Below are 1,006 nucleotides of genomic sequence, written 5' to 3'. Positions count from 1 at the left end.
TCATATTGATAACTCTCATGTACAAAACTCGTTAAGACCATTTCCTTTACTTCTGAAAGGTATTCTGCATACGTTTTATCTCCTTCTGGATAACTACGAAGCGCCAAGGTATTTACAAACATACCCACCATTTGTTCTACATCCGCATGATTCCTCCCTGAAGTTGGCGTTCCTGTAATTATATCATATTGATTACTTAGCTTACTTAATAGTATTTTGTAAAACGATAGCATTACCATATAAATAGTACTATCATGAGTCAATCCTAAAGATCGTAAACCTTCGGTTTGAGCTGTGCTTAACTCCAAAGTAACCGAAGCCCCTAAAGTCTCTTTTAACTTTGGTCGATCGTAATCATAAGGTAAATTCAATACTGTAGCTTCTTCTGAATATACCGATAACCAATAGGCCTTATCTTTTGCTAACTGTTCCTGATGAACCTCACTTTGCTGCCATGCTGAATAGTCTGTATATTGTAAGGTGAGTGATGGTAGGTGTTCTCCCTGATATAGTCGTATAAAATCCTGCATTAAAACATCGTGCGAAACTCCATCACTAATAATATGATGCATATCTATTAACAACAAATATCCTTTAACATCTTCCAAAATTCCTACTCTAAATGGATACTCTTCATTTAAATCAAAAGGTCGTACAAAAGAACTTACCTGTTCTTCTGTGGTAGATGAATCCTCTACTTCTATATAGTTCACTTTAAAATCTTCTCCATCCATTACTTGCTGATGTACCTCATTAGCTTCTAATACAAAGCGAGTTCGTAAACTCGAATGACGTATTACTAAAGATCTGAAAGTAGCTGCCAGACGATCAAGGTTTATGTTACTATCCAAACGATAGCAAGAAGGCATATTATAACTGGTAGATTGCTTGTCAAACTCATATAAAAAGTACATACGCTTTTGTGCTGATGACAACTCATATAATCGTTTGACAGGCAACTTAGGAATACTGCTATACCCTCCTTTTACCTCATGATGTTCTATAT

At 35.6% G+C, this 1,006-nt stretch carries 1 protein-coding gene; it reads right to left on the bottom strand.

The genetic code is table 11. The annotated features are described in order from the left end of the window. On the bottom strand, positions 1-1,006 hold a 1,006-nt coding region (locus EYW44_RS21880), incomplete at both ends, for a condensation domain-containing protein (RefSeq protein WP_243643718.1).

It is taken from the genome of Tenacibaculum sp. M341 (assembly GCF_004337695.1).
Taxonomy (GTDB): Bacteria; Bacteroidota; Bacteroidia; order Flavobacteriales; family Flavobacteriaceae; genus Polaribacter.
The sequence above is the reverse complement of the archived record's forward strand: the minus strand, read 5'-3'. Positions and strand labels throughout refer to the sequence as shown.